Source organism: Streptomyces griseoflavus (assembly GCF_014649995.1).
GTDB classification, from domain to species: Bacteria; Actinomycetota; Actinomycetes; order Streptomycetales; family Streptomycetaceae; genus Streptomyces; species Streptomyces griseoflavus.
Map to the genome: position 1 here is coordinate 251,440 of NZ_BMUC01000010.1, position 17,752 is coordinate 269,191.

Here is a 17,752-nt window from a genome sequence, read left to right on the forward strand (position 1 = left end):
ACGCATCGGGACCGAGGGGGACAGCGGCTCAGATCCGCTTCTCGGCGCGGCGGCGCATCCAGAAGACACCGCTGCCGGCGACCGCGGCGGCCACCAGCGCACCGCCGATCGCCATGTCGGTGGGGGTGGCACCGCTGGTGCTGCTGCCGCCGATACCGCCGCGGACCCCGCCGATGACGGTGAAGGCGGCCGGGCGGGTCAGGCTCCTGCCGGAGCATTGGACCGTGATGTCGTAGGAACCGGCGCGGGCGTCGTCGTCGATGGTGGCGGTGCCCTTCGCGGTGCCGTTGGCGCCGTGGATGGGTGTCAGGTTGGTCCTGGGGAAGGCGTTGGAGGTCGCCGTGCCGCCGTTGGGGCAGCCGTCGACGGTGATGGTCAGCTGGCCACCGCGGGCGATGACGCTGGGCAGGGCGACGATGTTGGACGGGTTGGGCACCCGGCCGGAGTCCGCGACGGCCGCCGGAGCGGCGACCCCCAGGACGGCGGCCGCGACACCGGCGGCCGCCAGGGCACGTGAGTTGCGCATGTGATCCTCCGCGGAAGGCGCCCCGGGGCCCGTCCCCGGTCCGATCGGCGAGAAAGCGCCTCCCGGAAAGACCCTCAGATGCGCTGCGCCGGGCCGCATTTCGGGAGTGGTCCGTACCGGTGAGGGCGACCCCTGGCGGAAAACCGCGCCGGAGGGTATCGCCGCAGGTCACGGACCGTCAGAAAATCTTCGTCGGGCCCCGCCCCGGATGGCGCACCGTGCCCGGTCCCGGCCACCCGTTCGCCACCGCCCCGTCGCCGGTTGCGCGCGTGCCGCCTAGCGTTTTCGTCATGCGCGAGTGGTACGGCGACGGCCGTGTCGAGAGGGGAAGGCGAATGTCTGCTTTCGAGCCGGACGAAGCCGAATGGGAGGTCCGGCGGAGAAGACGCGCCCCGTGGGGCGTGATAGCGCTGGTTCTGCTGACCGGCCTCGCGCTCATCCGGAACGGTTCGGGGGAGTTCGACGTGGGGCCGCCCCAGCCGGCGGGCGCGGCCGCCGCCGACACCCGGGCTCCCGCCGGCATCACGGTGCCCGCGGTGGGGCCGCTGCCGTACGCGGTGCCGGACCGGGTCCGTATCCCGGCGATCCAGGTGGACGCGCCGGTCATGCCGGTGGGTCTGGACGTGGAGGGCTGGGTGGACGCGCCGCCGCCCGAGGACCCGAATCTGGCGGGCTGGTTCACCGGCGCGGTCTCGCCGGGCGAGAAGGGCACGGCGGTCGTCGTCGGCCACGTCGACAACGCGCAGGGCCCGGCGGTGTTCTACGGACTCGGGGCGCTGCAGAAGGGCAGCCGCGTCGAGATCGCGCGCAGGGACGGGAGGACCGCCGTGTTCGAGATCTACGGCGTCGAGGTCTTCGCGAAGAACGACTTCCCCGGCGACCGGGTCTACGCCTCCAAGGGCACGGCGGAGTTGCGGGTCATCACCTGTGGCGGCGGGTTCTCCCAGCAGGACGGCTACGACGGGAACGTCGTCGCCTTCGCCCGCCTGGCCGAGGTCCGCTGAGCGGTCCCCCGTCCGGACGGGCGGGGGCTCTCAGGCGTACTGCCGGCGGGGCACGCTGATGTGGTAGCCGGAGTCCAGCAGTTCCGGCAGATAGGTGCGCAGGGCCCGCACGCTCTGGGAGCGGTCGCCCCCGGCGTCGTGCGAGAGCACCACGACGCCGGGTGCGGCGCCCTGCTCCACCCGGTCGACGATGGTGGCGGTCCCCGGGGAGGTCCAGTCCAGGGTGTCGACCGTCCAGCCCAGGGGTTCCATGCCCAGTTCGGCGCCGAGCTGGAAGGCGGCGCGGTTCCAGGCGCCGTAGGGCGCGCGGAACCAGGCGGGGCGTTCGCCGTGGGCCTTCTCGATGATGTCGCAGGTGCGTTCCATCTCCGAGCGGATCCGGCGGCGGCTGAGGCGCGTGAGCAGCGGGTGGCTCCAGGTGTGGTTGCCGACCACGTGGCCCTCGTCCGCCATCCGGGCCAGGAGATCCCGGTTCTCGGCCGCCATCCCCCCGCACACGAAGAACATCGCCCGCACCTCGTAGCGGGCCAGGGTGTCGAGGATGGGCGGGGTGTAGCGGGGGTCGGGTCCGTCGTCGAAGGTCAGCACCATGGTGCGGCCGCGCCCGGACATCCGCAGCAGCGGTTGCCTGCGCACCGGTGTGCTGCCGGCCGTGCTCGGCGGGCCGTAGCCGGCCAGGGGCCTCAGGCGGTATTCGGAGGGCTTGAGCGGACGGCGGGCGGCCTGGGCGCCGGCGGCGGGCGGCACCGGGGGCGGCGGCGCGGCCCGGTTCCCGGTGCCCTGCGCGAGTGCCGCGGCGACACCCGCCGCGCCCAGGGTGGCCGCACCGGTGAGCAACGCCCGGCGCCGGGTGAGCAACTGATCCTTCTGCATGACTCATCAGTCGCCCCGCGGAGGGCCGACGCACCTCGACAACACCGGTGCGGCGGCACGATTTCACCCGGTCGGCGCAGTTTTGGCGGGCGATTGCCGTGCGCACACGACGGACCGGGGCACGCGGTCCGATAGCCTCGCCCGGGTGACGGAACAGCAGGCCCCCCGGTTCGAACGGGGCACGGACGGCCCGAAGGTGATCGTGGCCGGCGTGGACGGCTCCGACTCCTCACTGCGGGCGGCGGCGTACGCCTCCGGTCTGGCCCGGCGTCAGGGCGCCCTGCTGGCCGTCGTGTACGTGCAGCGGGTGGTGGCGGCGGGAGTCGCCCTGGGCGCGCCGGTGGCGGACGCGACGGAGGAGATCGCCGAGGAGCTGGTGACGCAGATCCGGGAGGCGATGGAGCGGATCAAGGGACTCTCCGACATCCGCTGGGAGTTCCACACCTTTCGCGGAGACCCCTACAACGGCCTGGTGAAGGCGGCGGACGACCTGCGGGCGGACGCGGTGGTCGTGGGCGCGTCCCAGCAGGCCGGCCACCGGTTCGTCGGATCGGTCGCGGTGCGCCTGGTGAAGGCCGGACGCTGGCCGGTGACCGTGGTGCCGTAGGCGGTGGTGCCGGCGCCGCGTCAGAGGGTGCGCAGGAAACCGAGGACGGCGTCGTTGAAGAGCCGCGGCCGCTCCAGGTTGGGGTAGTGGCCGGTTCCCCCGATGGTCACCGACCGGCCGTCGGGGACCGCCGCGGCGAGCCGCTCGGCCGCGGCGTGCAGGTCGGCGGGTTCGAGGGCGCCGTTGAGGGTGAGCAGCGGGACGCCGATCTCCGGCAGCCGGTCCCAGGAGCCGGTCACCCGCACCAGCCAGTCCGTCTCGTCCGGCGTGTGCTTGGAGAGCGTGTGGAGGGCCATCTCGCGCAGCCGGCGCGGGACCTCCGGGTCGATGTCGTCGGGGCCGCGGTGCGGCCCGGGCACCACACGGAGGAAGGATCGGAGCCAGGCCTCCACGTCTCCGGCGGCCAGCGCCCGGGCGCTCTCGGCCTGGAGCTCCTGGTGCCAGGCGTCGGTGTACTGGAAGTCCCCGGTCACGGCACCACTGGTGACCACGGCGCGGACGAGTCCGGGGTGCTCCAGCACCGTGTCGGTGACGATCACCCCGCCCATCGAGAGGCCGACGAGGACGGCGGGCCCCGCGTCGAGGTGCCGCAGCAGCGCGGCCAGATCGTCGGCCCAGCGGAACGGCGCGGTCGCGTTGGCCGAGAATCCGTGGCCGCGCACGTCCGGTGCGATCACCCGGTGGTGCGCGGCCAGGGCGGGGATCTGGTCCTGCCAGACCCGGTGGTCCACGTACCCGGAGTGGACCAGGACGACCGGATCACCCGAACCGGTGTCGAGGTAGGCCAGATCGCCGTCGGCCGTGGGGAGGAAACGCAGATCCGAAGCAACAGTCATGACAACCAAGGTGTCATCTTGCGGCGAGTTTGACAACCTGGATGTCATGATGGCGGAGTGACAGACATGGACGCACCCCTCCCCCCGGACGAACTCGGCCACCGCCTCACCGAGGTGTACGACCTGGTCGGCCCCCTCTACCGGCGCGCCCAGCGCAGCGTGGAGCAGGGTCTGGACACCGCGGAACTGTCGCTGGGCGTGCGCGCCGTGCTGACGCTGCTGCACCGCAACGGGCCCATGACGGTGCCGCAGATGGGCAGGGCGCAGGCGATCAGCCGGCAGTTCGTCCAGCGCATGGTGAACGACGCGACGGCACAGCACCTGGTGGAGAGCGTCCCCAACCCCGCTCACCGGCGCTCGCCACTGATCCGGCCGACACGACAGGGCACCGCGGCGATCACCGCCGTCCTGGAGCACGAGCACCGGCTGCTGCGGGAGACCGGCGGCGACCTGACGGAAGCGGACGTGACGGCCTGTCTGCGGGTGCTGGGCGAACTGCTGAAGGCACTGGAGCACGTCGACGCCGGCTGACGCGCGCTCACTCCCCCATCCGGAGGCCGTCCTGCGCGGCGCCCCGGCTCAGCACGACGTCCCTGATCCGGTCGCGCACCGAGCGCAGTTCGGCTCCGCGGGCGAGTGCCTGGTTGAGGTTGACGACCCGCCCGGCGTCCACGTCGAAGAACTGCGGGACGAACTCGGCGCGGGTCACCTGCCAGCGCCCGCCCTCGCGCGCGGGCGGGGCGAAGGTGAAGCGGCCCACGGTGGACTGGTTCCCGCGGGGGTCCAGGGCGCCGTCGTGGCCGGTCATCTCACCGGCGACCTGATCGCCCATGCCGTAGACCACCCAGGTGCCGTTGACCTTCTCGTACGCCTGCGGGACATGGGCGTGGGTGCCGAGGATCAGGTCGATGTCGGGGCGGCCGCCGGTGTTCGACGCGGTGAGCGAGCGGGCCAGTGCGGTCTGCCGCTCGTCGGGGGCGTCCTGCCATTCGGTGCCCCAGTGCACGGAGACGACGACGACATCGGCTCCGGCCCGGCGGGCGGCCCGCGCGTCCTCGACGATCCGCGCCTCGTCGACCAGGGCGACCGCCCAGGGCTGGCCGGGGGGCATCGGCAGGCCGTTGGTGTCGTAGGTGTAGGCGAGGTGGGCGACGCGTGCCCCGCCCGCGCGCAGCACGGTCACGGTGCGGGACTCCTGCTCGCTGCGCGCCGAACCGGCGTGCCGGACGCCCGCCCGGTCGAGGGCGTCGAGCGTGCGGCGGATGCCGTCCGAGCCGTCGTCGAGGGTGTGGTTGGAGGCGGTGGAGCAGCCGTCGTACCCGGTGGTGGCGAGGGCGTGGGCGATCTCGGGCGGGGACTTGAAGAGGGGGTAGCCGGTGTAGTCGCCGTCGGCGCCGTAGACGGTCTCCATGTGGCACAGCGCCACGTCCGCGGGGGCGACGACGGAGCGGATGCCGGCGAGCATCGGCCGGAAGTCGTATCCGGTGCCGCCGGCGTCGTAGCGGGCGCGCTCGATGATGGAGGTGTGGGGCAGCACATCGCCGGAGGCGACGAGCGTGAAGCCGGGGCGGCCCGAGGCGGACGGGGCCGGACGCCCCGGTTCCGGTGGCCGGTGGTCGCGGGCCTGGCAGGCGGCGCCCGCGGCGAGGACGGCGGTCAGGACGAGGGCCACCTGCCGACTGCGTGTGATCATCGCTTCACCCCGCTGTAGTCGTATTTGTGGATAAACAGGTAAGAAGCCACATCCCGTCGGTGGCCGCACCGACACGCCCTTTAGGCCGTCCGGCGTGCGCGAACGGCCACCCCCGACCGTTCGTCGAACCGTTCGTCGACGCGATCGACCGTCCGCCGCACGCCCCTGCGCACGCCCTGTCCCCGGGGAGCGCCGTGCGCTGGCATACGGCCATGACGGCCGGAATCACACTCACGAACGGGACGACCGCCGAGCACGAGCTCGCCGCACTGCAGCGCGAGCACGGCCGGCCTCTCTTCGCGCTGCTGCTCCGGCTCTGCGACGGAGACCGGCAGCGCGCGGAGGATCTGGTCCAGGAGACGCTGGTGCGCGCGTGGCAGCACCCCGAGGCCCTGCGCGCCGAGAACTTCGACTCCGTGCGGCCCTGGCTGCTGACGGTGGGACGGCGGCTCGCGATCGACGCGCGGCGGGCCCGGCAGGCCCGCCCGCCCGAGGTCGGGGACGCGGTGCTGGAGAACGCGCGGGTGATCTCCGACCACGCCGAGCGGGCCGCGGCGATGCTCGATGTCCGTGAGGCTGTGAAGACACTCACTCCGGAGCACCGTGAAGTCCTGGTGCTGGTGTACTTCGAGGGGGCGAGTGTGGCGGAAGCCGCGACGGCCCTCGGAATCCCGCCCGGTACCGTGAAGTCCCGCGCGTTCTACGCGTTGCGCGCCCTGCGCCGGGTGCTTCCCGGATACGCCTCCGACATGCGGTGAAACCGACCGCCGAGTCAAACCTCCGTAAAGCGCCTTGCCGACGACCCCGGTTGAGTAATCGGCTGTCCTCATCCGTGTTCCGGACCGGGGGCCCGGGTTCGGGCGACGCGCACGCACCGGAGGAAGGCAGGAAGGGATGCTGCACAGAGGTCGAGAGAGCACGGACGGCACCGGCGACGGTGAACTCATCGTCCCCATGGCCTGGTTGTACGCCGAGTACATCGCCGACGAGCTGCTGCGCAGCGGTGATCTCATGCCGCCGACGTCGTTCGAGTTCCGGGCGGGCCGGGACGCGCTGGCACTGACCGTCTTCCTGTCCGACACCGAGGGCGAGCTGTCCGGCATCCGGGTGATCACCCAGCTGGAGACCTGGCTGTCGCTGACCGCGTACGACCAGCCCTGGCAGGAGTGGGTGCGGGGCCGGCTCGCCGAGCTGGCCGGGGACGCGGCCGCGGCCGGCCGGGAGGTGCCGGATCCGGATCTGGAGCTGGCCCGGGAGGCGTGGCGCTGGCTGCGGGAGACGGAGCTGCTGGCACCGGATCTCAACGCGGTGCCGGGCGGCGCGGCGGGCGGCGAGGACGAGGGACCCAAGGTGTGGACGCCGGCCTGGCAGCTCGGGCTGCCGCTCGGCCACCTCGCCATCCACCTCTTCTAGGTTCCCCGGAAATCCGACCAATCCGCGGGCCGGAGGGCTCCGAATCCTTTGGTCACGATTCGGCACGCGGCTTGAGTGATTCGGCCGACTGGTGCGTACCGGTGGGAGCAAGGAGTAACCCCACCCGCACCCAACGGCACGAGGATTCGGCATGAGGTCCCTGGAGAGGCATCGCGACGTCGGCGCCTACGCGCTCGGCGTGCTGGACGAGGCGGAGGCGTTCCGCTTCGAGGACCACCTCATGGAGTGCCCGAGCTGCGCTGTCCAGGTGACCGAATTCGGGCCGGCCGCACGCCAGTTGATGCTGTACCGGAGCGCGACTCCGCGCCCGGTGCACCCGCTGGCGAAGCCGGGCCCGAGGATGCTGGACCGGCTCGTGTCCGAGGTGGCGGCCCGCAACCGCGCGGGGCGCCGCCGGCTGCTGCTGGCGCTGGCCGCCTCGGTGGTGATCGCGGTGTCCGCGCCCGTCGCGGTGATGGCGCAGGGCGGGGGCGCCGGCGCCGGCCGCGCCGTGAGCATCGCGGCGACCGACGAGCGGTCCGGGGTGTGGGCGGAGGTGACCGCGGAGGACGAGGCCTGGGGCAGCCACGTGGAGCTGAGGGTGAAGGACGGCGCGGGCCCCCGCGTCTGCCACCTGGTCGTGATCGGCCGGGACGGCTCCGAGGAGACGGTGACCAGCTGGCGCGTGGACCGTCACGACGCGCGCCCCAACACGATGCGGAGCGGTTCGGCCATGCACCCCGACCAGATCGCCCGCTACGAGGTGCGCACCGAGCAGGGCGAGCACCTGGTGACACTGGATCCGCGGTGACGCCCCGGCCCCGTGACGCTCACTTCAGCAGGCGGGACAGCCTGCGGTCGGCCAGCGGCCTGCCGCCGGTCTGGCAGGTGGGGCAGTACTGCAGCGAGGAGTCGCTGAAGGAGACCTCGCGGATGGTGTCCCCGCACACCGGACAGGCCTCGCCGGTGCGGCCGTGGACCCTGAGGCCGCTCTTCTTCTCGGCCTTCAGCCGCCCGGCCGCCACCCCCCGCGAGCGTTCCACCGCCTCGGTGAGGGTGATGCGCAGGGCCCCGTACAGCCGGGTGATCTCCTCCGCGCCGAGGGAGCCGGCCGGCTTGTACGGGGACATGCGGGCCGCGTGCAGGATCTCGTCGCTGTAGGCGTTCCCGACACCCGCGATGAGGCCCTGGTCCCGCAGCGCGCCCTTGAGGCGACGGCGCTCCCCCGCCAGCAGGTCCGCCAGGCGCCGCTCGTCGAAGTCGTCGGCCAGCGGGTCCGGGCCCAGCCGGGCGATGCCCGGGACGTCCCCGGGGTCGGCCACCACGTACACCGCGAGCCGCTTCTGGGTGCCGGCCTCGGTCAGGTCGAAGCCCGCGCCGGTCTCCAGCGCGACCCGCAGCGCCAGCGGTCCCTTGCCGGGGCGGGGCGGCCCGCCGGGCAGCGGGTCCTTCCACTGCAGCCAGCCCGCGCGGGCCAGATGGGTGACGAGGTACGGCCCGCCGTCCGTCGCGAGGGCGAGGAACTTGCCGTACCGGCGTACGGCGGTGACCTCGCGGCCCTCGACCGCCGTGAGCGGCGGGTCGTAGGTCTTCAGGACGCTGATCGCCACGGGCAGCACCCGGACGATCTCGTGGCCGGTCAGGTGCTCGGAGAGGAAGTCCTTGAGCGCCTCGACCTCAGGGAGTTCCGGCATACGACAAGAGTGCCACCAGGCACCGGTGAGGTCAGGCCGGCTCGGCCTCCTTGCCCACCACGAACTCGCTCCACACGCACTTGCCGCCGCCCCGCGCCTCCACGCCCCAGGCGTCGGTGAGCATCTCGACCAGGAGCAGCCCCCTGCCGGAGACGCCCGACTCGCCGGCCTCGCGGCGGCGCGGCAGGGCACTGGAGGAGTCCTCGACCTCCACGCGCAGGCGCCGGTCCTTGCCGGTGAGGACCCTGAGGGTGACCGCGGCGGTGCCCTCGGTGTGCATCAGCACGTTGGTGATCATCTCGTCGGCGACCAGCTCGATCTCGTCGGCCCGGTCCCCCGCGCCCCAGGCGCCGACCGCCGTACGGATCATGCGGCGGGTCTCGGAGAGGGCCCGGGGGTCGCCGGGCGGCACGTACTGCTTGAGCCGGCCGCCGGAGCGCGGGCTGTCCAGGGCCCGCCGGCGCAGCAGGAGCAGCGCCACGTCGTCGTCACCACCGCGTTCCTCGGCGACGTCGATGAGCCGGTCGGCGAGGTCGCGCACGTCGTCGGGGCCGACGGTGATCAGGGCGGCCAGGGTCTCCATGCCGTCGTCCAGATCGGCGCCCGGCTGTTCGACCAGTCCGTCGGTGCACAGCAGCAGGGTGTCGCCGGGGTCGAGCTCTATCGTGCCGACCGGGTAGTCGAGCCCGCCGAACTCCGCGGACAGGCCGAGCGGCAGCCCGCCGGGGACGGGCACGCGGTGACAGGAGCCGTCGTTGCGGCGCACCAGCGGGTCGATGTGGCCGGCCCGCACCACCTGGAACACGCCGGTCGACAGGTCGGCCTCGGCGTAGAGACAGGTCGCGGAGCGGTCGGTGTCCAGCTCGTCCAGGAAGACGGAGGCGCGGGCCATCACGGTGGGCGGCGGATGCCCCTCCGCCGCGTAGGCCCGCAGGACGATGCGCAGCTGCCCCATGACGGCGGCGGCGTGCGTGTCGTGGCCCTGGACGTCCCCGATGACGGCACCGACCCGGCCGCCGGGCAGCGGGATCAGGTCGTACCAGTCGCCGCCGATGTCCCGGCCGAACGTGCCGCCGATGGCGGCGGCACGGTAGCGCACGGCGAGGTCGGCGCCGGGCACGCTGGGGATGGTGCGGGGCAGCATGGCCTGCTGCAGTCCCTGGGCGAGGTCCATCTCCTGCTCGTAGAACATCGCGCGCTGCAGACTCTGCGCGATGCTGCTGCCCAGGGCGACCAGGATGTTGCGTTCCTCGGACGAGAAGCCGTGCCGGTCGCTGTAGAGCAGGCCCATGGCGCCGATCGGCCGGCCCTGGACGATGAGCGGCAGGTAGGCGGCCGAGGTGATGTGCAGGCCCGTGATGCCCTGCCAGAGCCCCGGGTAGCGCGCGGAGAACTCCTCCGGTGACTCGATGAAGCACGGGCCCAGGGTCCGTACCACCTCGCTCATCGGGTACGGCTCGTCTATCCGGGTGATGCGGGTGCCCTCGACGAAGCTGCCGTCGGGTCCCTCGGCGATGAGCCGGATCCGGCCCGCCTCGACCAGTCCCATGACGAGGCTGGTGGCGCCCAGATGGGTGAGCCCGTGGGTGTCCTTCAGGGCGTCGATGACCTCCCGCACGGTGCGGGCGTGGGCGAGGGCGGCGGTGGCGAGCTGGACGATGTTGGTCTGCCGGCGGCGGGCGTCCTCCTGCTCGGCCTGCGCGCGCCGGGCCTCGGTGTCGCTCAGCTCCTGCGTGGCGTCCCGGACGATGCCGATGACGCGGCGGGGCCTGCCGGTCTCATCCCGGCGGATGTAGCCCTGGGTGTGGGTCCAGCGCAGCTCGCCGTCGCGGCGGCGGACCCGGAAGTAGGCGCCGTAGTTCTCGCTGCCGTCCTTCAGGGCCTGTGAGACGGCAGCGTCCAGCCGCCGGGCCTCGCCGGGCGGCACCCGCTTCCCCAGGGTCTCGGGCCGGTCGTCGTACTCGTCGGGGCGCACGTCGAAGATCTCGTGCGCCTGGGCATCCATCTGCATGACCCCGGCGTCCAGATCCCAGTCGAAGCTGCCCATGCGGTTGAGCACCAGGATCGGATCCGGGTGGTCCGGCCAGTCGTCCGGGAGTGACAGGGGGCTCGCTCCCCGATCAGACATGGGGCCACCTTGCCAGTTCTCGCGCGATTCTTCGACCGCTGGGGCCCTCCTCTTTCCCTCCCGCCACGGGATTCCCGCACCTCGCGGTGGTATACGGAGGGTGGCAGCGGTGCGGGGGGACGACGGCGGAGGGAGCGCGGGACCGTGGAGTGGTTCACCGCATCCGACTACTGGCTGAGCCGGCTGGTCTTCCAGCGGGCGCTGGCCGGGCTGTACCTGGTCGCGTTCCTGACGGCGGCACTGCAGTTCCGTGCGCTGATCGGGGAGCGCGGGATGCTCCCGGTGCCGCGTCACGTGGAACGGGTGCCGTTCCGCCGGTCTCCGAGCCTTTTCCACTGGCACTACTCGGACCGGTTCTTCGCCGGGTGCGCCTGGGCGGGCTGCGCGGTGTCGGCGGCGCTGCTCGCCGGGCTCGACTCGCTGCTTCCGCTGTGGGGCGGGATGCTGCTGTGGCTGGTGCCGTGGGCGCTGTACCTGTCGGTCGTCAATGTGGGGCAGACCTGGTACGCGTTCGGCTGGGAGTCGCTGCTGCTCGAGGTCGGCTTCCTCGCCGTGTTCCTCGGCAACGACGAGGTGGCGCCGCCGGTCGTGGTGCTGTTCCTGCTGCGGTGGGTCCTGTTCCGGGTGGAGTTCGGCGCGGGCCTGATCAAGATGCGCGGTGACGCGTGCTGGCGGAAGCTGACCTGCCTGGACCACCATCACGAGACGCAGCCGATGCCGGGGCCGCTGAGCTGGTTCTTCCACCATCTGCCGAAGCCCCTGCACCGGGTCGAGGTGGCGGCGAACCATGTCACCCAGCTGGTCGTGCCGTTCCTGCTGTTCGCCCCGCAGCCGGTCGCCGGGGCCGCCGCCGCGCTGATGATCGTCACGCAGCTGTGGCTGGTGCTGTCCGGCAACTTCGCCTGGCTGAACTGGGTGACGATCGTGCTGGCCCTGCCGGTGATCGCGTTCCCCTCCGACGCGCCGGCGGTGCCCGGCGCCCCGTTGTGGTACGTGGTGGTCGTCCTCGCGGTGTCCGCCCTGCTGCTGGGCCTGTCCTGGCAGCCGGTGCGCAACATGCTCTCCCGCCGCCAGGTGATGAACCGCTCCTTCGACCCGCTGCACCTGGTCAACACCTACGGGGCGTTCGGCAGCGTCAGCCGGGTCCGCTACGAGGTGGTCGTGGAGGGCACGGCGGACGAGGTGCCCCGGGAGGACGGCGACTGGCGGGCGTACGAGTTCAAGGGCAAGCCGGGTGATCCCCGGCGCTGGCCGCGCCAGTTCGCCCCGTACCACCTGCGGCTCGACTGGCTGATGTGGTTCGCCGCGCTGTCGCCCGCCTACGCCGGCCCGTGGTTCGGGGTGCTGGTGGAGCGGCTGCTGGAGAACGACCGGGACACGCTCAGGCTGCTGCGCCGCTCTCCGTTCCCCGCGGGCGCCCCGCCCCGCCACATCCGCGCCCGCCTCTTCCGCTACCGCTACACGACCTGGCGGGAACTGCGGGAGACGGGCGCGTGCTGGCAGCGCACGTACGTGCGGGAGTTCCTGCCGCCGACCCGGCTGGCGGAGGCGGATCAGGGGCCGTAGACGCGGGTGGCGGTGGTGCGGAAGAGCCGCGGGAGGACGGGGCGGCGGCCGCGCCGGCGGCGGGCCCGCCTGCGGATCTTGCCGGGACCGGGCGGGCGGGTCTAGGGTCGGCCGGGTGACTGCCGGGTCGGCCGTGGGCCATTCACGCAAGGCGCTCCCGGCCTCGGTGTGAGGCCGGTGCGGGGTGCTCCCCCGCCCGGGCGAGGCCGTGGCCCGCCCGCTCTCCGCGTTCCCCTTCCCGCCGCGCCCCGTGTGCGCGGAGCCATCCCTCGGAGATCAGAACCGGAGACGTGTCCAGCCATGCCCGGAACACCGCACATCGAGTTGAACCACACCGCCGTCAACGCCCGTGACCGCCGGGCCTCCGCCGAGTTCCTCGCCGGGATCCTGGGGCTCGAAGTCGGCGCCCCGTTCGGTCCGTTCCTCCCGGTCGACCTGGGCAACGGCGTGACCCTCGACTACTACGAGACGCGACAGGAGCCGGTCCAGTCCCAGCACTACGCGTTCCTCGTGCCGGAGGACCGGTTCGACGCCATGATCGGCCGTCTGGAGGCGGCCGGGGTGACCTACTACGCGGACCCCCGGCACACCGAGCCGGGCAGGGTCAACCGCCTCTTCGGCGGCCGTGGCGCCTACTTCGAGGACCCGGACGGCCACAACATGGAGATCATGACCCGCCCGTACGCCCGGCCCTGACGCCCGGCGCCGGGGTCACAGCGCCCTGTACATGATGTGGAGTCCCACGAAGCCGTGCCGGGGGTGGTCGAACGCCTCGGGCACGGTGCCCAGGATCGTGAAGCCGAGCGAAGCCCACAGCGCCACGGCGGGGTTGGTCTCGACGACGGCGTTGAACACCATGCCCCGGTAGCCGGCGTCGCGCGCCCGGGTCAGGACGTGTCCGGCGAGGAGCCGGCCGACACCCCGGCCGGCCCGGTCGGGATCCACCATGAAACCGGCGTTGGCGATCCGCGCGGCGGCACCGCCGTAGTTGGGGGTGAGGTAGGCGGAGGCCACGACCGCACCGTCGTCGTCCTCGACGACGTACACCTGCTTCGCCGGGTTCATCCACAGGTCCCGGGCGGCCTCCTCGGAGGTGCCCGGGTCCCAGGCGTAGGTCTCACCGGCGGCGACGATACGGTGCCAGAACGGCCAGATGCGCGGCCAGTCGCCGGGGGACGCTTCCCTGATCAGCATGGGTGCGAGTCTGGCACGCACGCGCGAGGGCCGAGCGGGCGCCCCTGTCAGTCGACGCTGGGCAGGATGTGCGGCTCGGCGAGGTCGTCCTCGTAGCCGGCGAGGCGGATCGGGGCCGAACGGGCCCACACGTCGAGGCAGCCGAGCTCTCCGGCCTTGCGGCGGGGACGCTGGAGGCATTCCGTGGGGGACTCTTCGCGTTGCGTCTGCTCCGGTGTCACCGCGCACTCCTTATGTGTCGGTCACCCTGGGGACGTACCGCGTCGGCCCGGTGCCTGGCGCCCGACGTCCGCTCGGGTCATAGTCGATAGCCGTTCGGACGCGGTGGCGCCGGTGTCTCGGGGAAGAGCGGGCCGTTGTGAACCGGCTGGTCCCAGACGGACCGTGGGTGCGGGTAGAACCCTTTCTGCTGTCCGTCCGCCCCAGGGTAACCAAATGAGCGGCCCCCCGCTCGATGGGGCTCGGAACCGGCGGTGACAATGTCGCGACGGGGCGTAAGCAATCAACCCCCATATGCGGCTATATCCGCATCACCGCACACCGCACATTCACCCGATCGGACTACGTGGGCGTCGACGTTTTCGACAAGGCGGTCTGGTCACGGCGCAGTTCAGATCCCGTTGGCCGGCCCGCAAACTCGGCATGGTCTGCTGCCGCACGGCAACGGCTGTCTCCCGGGAGGACCGGCGCATGGAACTGCGCACCGTCGAGGAGCTGATGGACCTGCTGCACGCGTGCCGGGGTACGCGGGCCGGCCGGACGGGCCACGGCGGCGCCCCGGCCGACACGTGCGAACACGCCCTGCGGACCGCGGCGCTGCTGCGCCGGGGCCGCCCCGCCGACAAGGAACTCCAGGTGGCCGGCCTGGTGCTGCCCGTCGGCCGGCTGCCGTGGTCCGGCGCTACCGCGGCCGGAGCCGACCGTGCGGCGGACGCGGTACGGGCACTGCTCGGTGAGCGGGTCGCCGGCCTGGTCCGTCACCGTCCCCGGTACGACCTGCCCGCCGGGGACGACCTCCTCGCCCTGCGCGAGGCGGACGAGGAGGCCCGTACGGCCCGCTTCGACGCCGGTGTCCTGGAGGACTGGCGTACCGTGCTGGAACTGCTGGCGGCGCGCGACCACGCCCGGTCACGGTCGGCTGACGGCCCCGGAGGCCGCCGCCTTCACCACCGGCCGGGCGCGTAGTCCTTCATGAAGACGCCGTACAGGTCCTCGCCCGCCTCGCCGCGCACGATCGGGTCGTAGACGCGGGCCGCGCCGTCGACCAGGTCGAGCGGGGCGTGGAAGCCGGCGTCGGCGAGGCGCAGCTTGTCGAAGTGGGGGCGCTCGTCGGTGATCCAGCCGGTGTCGACCGAGGTCATCAGGATGCGGTCGGCGTCGAACATCTCCTGGGCGCTGGTCCGCGTCACCATGTTCATGGCCGCCTTGGCCGCGTTGGTGTTGGGGTGCCCGGCGCCCTTGTAGCCGCGGTCGAACACGCCTTCCATGGCGGAGACGTTGACCACGTAGGCGCGTCCGGCGGGGGCCCGGCGGGCGGCCTCGGCCATGGCCGGCCGGAGCTTGCTGATGAGGATGAACGGCGCCGTGTAGTTGCACAGCTGGGTCTCCAGCAGCTCCACCGGGGAGATCTGCTCGATGGTCTGCACCCAGGTGTTGGATTCGACGACGTCGGGGAGCAGACCGCCCGCGTCGATGGCGGTGCCGTCACGGTGCCGGACCACGCTGGCGTTGCCCGCGACCAGGGCGAGGTCGGCGACCTTCTGCGGGTCGAGGCCGCCGGCCCCGACGGGCAGCGCGGTCAGTCCGTCGACGGCGCCGGAGTTGAAGGCGCCGATGACGTGGTGGGCGGGCAGCTCACCGGCCGGGAGGGGGGCGCTCTCGCCCTCGACGAGCGCGGCGTACGCGGACGGCAGCCGGCGCACGGTCTGCGTGGCGTTGTTGATCAGGATGTCCAGCGGGCCCTGCTCGGCGACCTGGTCGGCGAGCGCGACGGCCTGGCCCGGGTCGCGCAGGTCGATGCCGACGACCTCGAGGCGGTGCATCCAGTCCGCGGAGTCGTCCATGGCCTTGAAGCGGCGGATGGCGTCCTTGGGGAACCGCGTGGTGATCGTGGTGTGGGCACCGTCACGCAGCAGCCGCAGCGCGATGTACATGCCGATCTTGGCGCGTCCGCCGGTGAGGAGCGCCCGCTTGCCGGTGAGGTCGGCGCGGGCGTCACGCCGTGCGCGGTTCTCGGCGGCGCACTTCCGGCAGAGCTGGTGGTAGAAGTAGTCGACCTCGACGTACCGGGTCTTGCAGGTGTAGCAGGACCGCGGGCGCTGGAGTATCCCGGCGATCTTCCCCGGCTCCACCCGGGAGGAGGGCAGGATGCCCTCGGTCTCGTCGTCGATGCGCTCGGCGGAGCCGGTGGCGGTGGCCTCGGTGACGGCCTTGTCGTGCGCGGTCTTGGCGGCCCGGCGCTCCTGGCGGCGGCGCTGCTTGACCGTGCGGTAGATGTGCGAGGTGGCCCGGCGGACCGCGATGGCGTCCGGATGGTCGACGTCGAGTTCGTCGAGTTCCTCGAGCACACCGAGGCAGACGGCGAGCCGTTCCGGGTCGATGCCGGGCCCGTATGCCACCGCGTCCGTGGCCTCGGGGCCGTCCTGTGTCACCGTCATCGCCGCTGCCGTTTCCCGCTCTGCTTCTCGCGGCGCTCCGTTCGCGTCCGCTGTCGAACGGGGGATTTTACGGAGCGCCGGGCCGGAGCGGCAAACCCGTGCCCCTCAGTGATCGCAGACGGCGGTCAGCGCCGCCACCTCCTCGGTCAGCGCCCGGGCCAGCCGGTCGAGATCCGGAACGGCCGAGCCGTCGGCGACGAGGCCGTAGTGGACGCGCCCCCGGTAGGTGGAGACGGCGACGGCGAGGGAGTGGCCGGGGGCCAGCGGCGCGAGCGGGAAGACGGCGCCGAGCGGGTCGCCGCCGAGCCGCAGGCCGAAGCCCGGCAGCGGCACGCTCGTGACCAGGACGTCGAACCAGAGCCGGGCCGCCTGGCCCAGCAGCGGCCCGCCGAGCCGGTGACCGAGCGGCGGCACGTGGTCGGCGAGCAGGGCCACGGCGCCGGCGCCCCGGTGCGGTCCCGCGTCCTTGTTGCGGTCCATGGCGGTGCGCACCTGGGTGAGCCGGGCCAGCGGGTCCCGCTCGTCGACGGGAAGCCTCATCAGGTACCCGGAGAGCCGGTTGCCCTGGGGGTGGGCGGTGCGCGGCCGGCGCCGGGAGACGGGGATGAGGGCGCGCGGGGCGACGCCCTCGCTGCCGTCGCCGCGCTCGTCGAGCCAGCGGCGCAGCGCGCCGGCGACGACCGCGATGGTGACGTCGTTGACGGTGCCGCCCGCGCTCTTGCGGATGCGGTGCACGTCGTCGAGGTCGATGACCGCGCCGGCGGTGCGGCGGGTACCGCTGGGGGCGCAGGCCAGCGCGGGCGAGGAGCGCATGTCGAGGGTGGAGCGGGCGACGGCGGCACCGATGTCCAGGGCCCGGCCCGCGTCGGACAGGGCGTCCCGGAGCAGGCCGGGCACCTCGCGCACGTCGGGGAGCAGCCCGCGCGGGGGGTCGCTGGGGCGGGGCCGGGGCGTGGGCAGGTCGATGGGGTCCATGAGCGCGGCGGCCAGGGTGAGGGCGCGCAGCCCGTCGGCGAGGGCGTGGTGGAACTTGAACAGGACGGCGTAGGAGAGACCGTCCTCCCCCGGCAGCACGTGGGCCTCCCAGGGCGGCCGGGCGCGTTCCAGGGGGCGGCCCATCAGCCGTCCGGCGGCGGCGTGGAAGCCGGCGGCCGGCGGGTGCAGCCGGACGTGGTCGAGGGGGTCGAAGCCGGGGTCGGGCTCGCGTGTGGCGCCGCCGAAGGCGAGCGACCGGCGCACCACCGAGGCGAACGGCTGCCGGAGCGCGGCGGTGAGCGGCTGTCGCGGCGGGGTGCGGGGCGGTTCGCCGGGGCCCGGGAGCGTGCTCCGCAGCGCCTTCAGCGACTGGCGCAGGCCGAGCGGCTGCCAGGTGTCCCGGATGCGCATCCGCAGTCCGGGCACGGCGGCGGCCCGGGAGGCCAGCAGGTCCGCCGCGTGGGCCGCCGCGGAGGGCGAGCCGGCGGAGAAGACGCCGAGCGCCGCGAGGTGCATCGGATGGCCGGCGGACTCGATGTTCCAGAACGCCAGGTCGAGGGGGGCGAGCGGATCTGCGGTCATGGGC

At 73.2% G+C, this 17,752-nt stretch carries 19 protein-coding genes; 9 read left to right on the top strand and 10 right to left on the bottom strand.

What is annotated here, in order from left to right; genetic code table 11:
• Window positions 1-28 precede the first annotated feature (28 nt).
• A complete protein-coding gene (locus IE172_RS22190) occupies window positions 29-526 on the bottom strand; it encodes a hypothetical protein (protein WP_190099033.1) in 498 nt (165 codons plus the stop codon).
• 335 nt (window positions 527-861) lie between these two features.
• Here IE172_RS22190 and IE172_RS22195 point away from each other — a divergent pair, with 335 nt between their 5' ends.
• Window positions 862-1,530, top strand: a complete 669-nt coding sequence (locus IE172_RS22195; protein WP_190099034.1) for a class F sortase — start codon at window positions 862-864, stop codon at window positions 1,528-1,530.
• 30 nt (window positions 1,531-1,560) lie between these two features.
• Here IE172_RS22195 and IE172_RS22200 read toward each other — a convergent pair whose 3' ends face one another.
• Window positions 1,561-2,403, bottom strand: a complete 843-nt coding sequence (locus tag IE172_RS22200) for a polysaccharide deacetylase family protein (protein ID WP_190099035.1) — start codon at window positions 2,401-2,403, stop codon at window positions 1,561-1,563.
• 145 nt (window positions 2,404-2,548) lie between these two features.
• Here IE172_RS22200 and IE172_RS22205 point away from each other — a divergent pair, with 145 nt between their 5' ends.
• Entirely contained in the window at window positions 2,549-3,010 is a 462-nt protein-coding gene (locus IE172_RS22205) for a universal stress protein (RefSeq protein WP_190099036.1), read from the top strand.
• Between the two features lie 20 nt (window positions 3,011-3,030).
• Here the strand turns inward: IE172_RS22205 and IE172_RS22210 are convergent, their stop codons facing one another.
• Window positions 3,031-3,846, bottom strand: a complete 816-nt coding sequence (locus IE172_RS22210; RefSeq protein WP_190099037.1) for an alpha/beta fold hydrolase — start codon at window positions 3,844-3,846, stop codon at window positions 3,031-3,033.
• A 57-nt stretch (window positions 3,847-3,903) separates the two neighbouring features.
• Here IE172_RS22210 and IE172_RS22215 point away from each other — a divergent pair, with 57 nt between their 5' ends.
• On the top strand, window positions 3,904-4,377 hold the full coding sequence (locus IE172_RS22215; RefSeq protein ID WP_190099038.1) for a MarR family winged helix-turn-helix transcriptional regulator: 474 nt from the start codon (window positions 3,904-3,906) through the stop codon (window positions 4,375-4,377).
• A gap of 7 nt (window positions 4,378-4,384) precedes the next feature.
• On the opposite strand, the gene IE172_RS22220 is transcribed toward IE172_RS22215, so the two are convergent.
• Window positions 4,385-5,539, bottom strand: coding sequence for a CapA family protein (locus IE172_RS22220; RefSeq protein ID WP_190099039.1), 1,155 nt, complete (start codon window positions 5,537-5,539; stop codon window positions 4,385-4,387).
• Between the two features lie 212 nt (window positions 5,540-5,751).
• Here IE172_RS22220 and IE172_RS22225 point away from each other — a divergent pair, with 212 nt between their 5' ends.
• The 3 genes from IE172_RS22225 to IE172_RS22235 all read left to right on the top strand — a co-directional run bounded on the left by IE172_RS22225 (window position 5,752) and on the right by IE172_RS22235 (window position 7,763).
• Window positions 5,752-6,297, top strand: coding sequence for a sigma-70 family RNA polymerase sigma factor (locus tag IE172_RS22225; protein WP_190099040.1), 546 nt, complete (start codon window positions 5,752-5,754; stop codon window positions 6,295-6,297).
• Window positions 6,298-6,433: 136 nt separating this feature from the next.
• Window positions 6,434-6,952 carry a hypothetical protein gene (locus tag IE172_RS22230; protein ID WP_190099041.1) on the top strand — a complete coding sequence of 173 codons (519 nt, stop codon included), beginning with the start codon at window positions 6,434-6,436 and terminating at the stop codon, window positions 6,950-6,952.
• Between the two features lie 151 nt (window positions 6,953-7,103).
• The gene (locus IE172_RS22235) at window positions 7,104-7,763 is read left to right on the top strand and encodes a zf-HC2 domain-containing protein (RefSeq protein ID WP_190099042.1); all 660 of its coding nucleotides are present in this window, start codon (window positions 7,104-7,106) and stop codon (window positions 7,761-7,763) included.
• Window positions 7,764-7,782: 19 nt separating this feature from the next.
• Here IE172_RS22235 and IE172_RS22240 read toward each other — a convergent pair whose 3' ends face one another.
• Both IE172_RS22240 and IE172_RS22245 read right to left on the bottom strand, forming a co-directional pair.
• Complete coding sequence (locus tag IE172_RS22240; protein WP_190099043.1) at window positions 7,783-8,646, bottom strand: Fpg/Nei family DNA glycosylase; 864 nt, start codon at window positions 8,644-8,646, stop codon at window positions 7,783-7,785.
• A gap of 31 nt (window positions 8,647-8,677) precedes the next feature.
• Window positions 8,678-10,774 carry a SpoIIE family protein phosphatase gene (locus IE172_RS22245; protein ID WP_190099044.1) on the bottom strand — a complete coding sequence of 699 codons (2,097 nt, stop codon included), beginning with the start codon at window positions 10,772-10,774 and terminating at the stop codon, window positions 8,678-8,680.
• A gap of 144 nt (window positions 10,775-10,918) precedes the next feature.
• Here IE172_RS22245 and IE172_RS22250 point away from each other — a divergent pair, with 144 nt between their 5' ends.
• Both IE172_RS22250 and IE172_RS22255 read left to right on the top strand, forming a co-directional pair.
• Entirely contained in the window at window positions 10,919-12,340 is a 1,422-nt protein-coding gene (locus tag IE172_RS22250) for a lipase maturation factor family protein (protein ID WP_190099045.1), read from the top strand.
• Between the two features lie 300 nt (window positions 12,341-12,640).
• Entirely contained in the window at window positions 12,641-13,036 is a 396-nt protein-coding gene (locus tag IE172_RS22255; protein WP_190099046.1) for a VOC family protein, read from the top strand.
• Window positions 13,037-13,051: 15 nt separating this feature from the next.
• Here IE172_RS22255 and IE172_RS22260 read toward each other — a convergent pair whose 3' ends face one another.
• Together IE172_RS22260 and IE172_RS22265 are read right to left on the bottom strand one after the other, a co-directional pair.
• Window positions 13,052-13,534 carry a GNAT family N-acetyltransferase gene (locus IE172_RS22260; protein WP_190099047.1) on the bottom strand — a complete coding sequence of 161 codons (483 nt, stop codon included), beginning with the start codon at window positions 13,532-13,534 and terminating at the stop codon, window positions 13,052-13,054.
• A 47-nt stretch (window positions 13,535-13,581) separates the two neighbouring features.
• A complete protein-coding gene (locus IE172_RS22265) occupies window positions 13,582-13,755 on the bottom strand; it encodes a hypothetical protein (RefSeq protein ID WP_190099048.1) in 174 nt (57 codons plus the stop codon).
• A gap of 469 nt (window positions 13,756-14,224) precedes the next feature.
• On the opposite strand from IE172_RS22265, the gene IE172_RS22270 reads away from it, so the two are divergent.
• Window positions 14,225-14,719, top strand: coding sequence for a hypothetical protein (locus IE172_RS22270; protein WP_190099049.1), 495 nt, complete (start codon window positions 14,225-14,227; stop codon window positions 14,717-14,719).
• Here the strand turns inward: IE172_RS22270 and IE172_RS22275 are convergent.
• Both IE172_RS22275 and IE172_RS22280 read right to left on the bottom strand, forming a co-directional pair.
• Window positions 14,698-16,191 (bottom strand): SDR family NAD(P)-dependent oxidoreductase, encoded by a 1,494-nt coding sequence (locus IE172_RS22275; protein WP_190099050.1) that lies wholly within the window; start codon window positions 16,189-16,191, stop codon window positions 14,698-14,700. The genes IE172_RS22270 and IE172_RS22275 overlap by 22 nt on opposite strands.
• A gap of 105 nt (window positions 16,192-16,296) precedes the next feature.
• Complete coding sequence (locus IE172_RS22280; protein ID WP_190099051.1) at window positions 16,297-17,748, bottom strand: wax ester/triacylglycerol synthase family O-acyltransferase; 1,452 nt, start codon at window positions 17,746-17,748, stop codon at window positions 16,297-16,299.
• Window positions 17,749-17,752 lie beyond the last annotated feature (4 nt).

Excerpts from the sequence above, each read along its gene's own strand:
- IE172_RS22260 (WP_190099047.1), bottom strand. The coding sequence starts at position 13,534 with ATGCTGATCAGGGAAGCGTCCCCCGGCGACTGGCCGCGCATCTGGCCG.
- IE172_RS22275 (WP_190099050.1), bottom strand. The coding sequence starts at position 16,191 with ATGACGGTGACACAGGACGGCCCCGAGGCCACGGACGCGGTGGCATAC.
- IE172_RS22240 (WP_190099043.1), bottom strand. The coding sequence starts at position 8,646 with ATGCCGGAACTCCCTGAGGTCGAGGCGCTCAAGGACTTCCTCTCCGAG.
- IE172_RS22220 (WP_190099039.1), bottom strand. The coding sequence starts at position 5,539 with ATGATCACACGCAGTCGGCAGGTGGCCCTCGTCCTGACCGCCGTCCTC.
- IE172_RS22235 (WP_190099042.1), top strand. The coding sequence starts at position 7,104 with ATGAGGTCCCTGGAGAGGCATCGCGACGTCGGCGCCTACGCGCTCGGC.
- IE172_RS22210 (WP_190099037.1), bottom strand. The coding sequence starts at position 3,846 with ATGACTGTTGCTTCGGATCTGCGTTTCCTCCCCACGGCCGACGGCGAT.
- IE172_RS22195 (WP_190099034.1), top strand. The coding sequence starts at position 862 with ATGTCTGCTTTCGAGCCGGACGAAGCCGAATGGGAGGTCCGGCGGAGA.
- IE172_RS22230 (WP_190099041.1), top strand. The coding sequence starts at position 6,434 with ATGCTGCACAGAGGTCGAGAGAGCACGGACGGCACCGGCGACGGTGAA.
- IE172_RS22245 (WP_190099044.1), bottom strand. The coding sequence starts at position 10,774 with ATGTCTGATCGGGGAGCGAGCCCCCTGTCACTCCCGGACGACTGGCCG.
- IE172_RS22270 (WP_190099049.1), top strand. The coding sequence starts at position 14,225 with ATGGAACTGCGCACCGTCGAGGAGCTGATGGACCTGCTGCACGCGTGC.
- IE172_RS22190 (WP_190099033.1), bottom strand. The coding sequence starts at position 526 with ATGCGCAACTCACGTGCCCTGGCGGCCGCCGGTGTCGCGGCCGCCGTC.
- IE172_RS22280 (WP_190099051.1), bottom strand. The coding sequence starts at position 17,748 with ATGACCGCAGATCCGCTCGCCCCCCTCGACCTGGCGTTCTGGAACATC.
- IE172_RS22225 (WP_190099040.1), top strand. The coding sequence starts at position 5,752 with ATGACGGCCGGAATCACACTCACGAACGGGACGACCGCCGAGCACGAG.
- IE172_RS22255 (WP_190099046.1), top strand. The coding sequence starts at position 12,641 with ATGCCCGGAACACCGCACATCGAGTTGAACCACACCGCCGTCAACGCC.
- IE172_RS22200 (WP_190099035.1), bottom strand. The coding sequence starts at position 2,403 with ATGCAGAAGGATCAGTTGCTCACCCGGCGCCGGGCGTTGCTCACCGGT.